General features: G+C 78.8%; 1 protein-coding gene. It reads left to right on the top strand.

Annotated features, from left to right (window positions below):
• Positions 1-1022 (top strand): polyketide synthase dehydratase domain-containing protein (locus ACIRYZ_RS46635; RefSeq protein WP_402955891.1); only part of this gene is annotated, 1022 nt, incomplete at both ends.

The following is a 1022-nucleotide window of genomic DNA, read 5'->3' as shown; positions in this document are numbered from 1 at the left end:
CCCGAGGAGCACACCCTCGTCTCGGCCCTGGCCCGGCTGCACGTCACCGGCATGCCCGTCGACTGGGCCCGGCTCTTCGACGGCACCGGCGCCCACCGCGTCGACCTGCCCACCTACGCCTTCCAGCACGAGCACTACTGGCCCGCCCTGGGCAGCGGCGTCGGCGACGTCGCCTCCGCCGGTCTCCTGGCGGCGGACCACCCGCTCCTCGGGGCGGCCGTGCCGCTCGCGGGCACGGACAGCGTCGTCTTCACCGGCCGGCTCTCGCCGGGCACGGCGGCGTGGGACGGCGACACGGACGTCTTCCCGGCGGCCGGGTTCCTGGAGCTAGCGATCCGGGTCGGCGACCACGTCGGCTGCGACCGCGTCGAGCGGCTCGCCGTCACCCGGCCGCTCGCCCTGGGCGCGGGCGGCGGCACGATGGTCCAGGTCCGGGCGAGTGCGCCGGACGAGTCGGGCGCGCGGACGGTGACCTTCTTCTCGCGCCCGGACGGCCCGCTCGACGAGCCCTGGACCGAGCACGCCACCGGGGTGCTGACCGCCGGTGCGCGCGCCGCCGACTTCGACACGGCGGTCTGGCCGCCGGCCGGCGCGGTCGCGGACGGGGCCGGCGTCTGGCGGCGCGGCGACGAGACCTTCGCCGAAGCCGGGCTCCCGGCCGAACTGGCGGGCGCGGCGGCCGGGTTCGGCCTGCACCCGGCGTTGCTGGCCGCCGTCCTGCGGGCGGACGGCCGAGGGCTCGTGCCGGTGGCGTGGTCCGGGGTGTCGCTGCACGCCACGGGCGCCACGGTGGCGCGGGCCCGACTGGTGCGGACGGGCGCGGACACGCTGTCGCTGGCCCTCGCCGACGCGGCGGGCGAGCCCGTGCTGGCGGCGGAGTCCGTGGAGTTGGGCGAGCCGGCCGTCGCCTCCCACGGGGCGAACGGGTCGCTGCTGCGGCTGGAGTGGGTGCCCGCGCCGTCGCGCGCGGGTGAGCGCGTGACGGCGGTGACGCTGGGCGCGGACGTGGCGTCGTTCGCCGA

It is taken from the genome of Kitasatospora sp. NPDC101155 (assembly GCF_044768305.1).
GTDB lineage: Bacteria > Actinomycetota > Actinomycetes > Streptomycetales > Streptomycetaceae > Kitasatospora.
The sequence above is the reverse complement of the archived record's forward strand: the minus strand, read 5'-3'. Positions and strand labels throughout refer to the sequence as shown.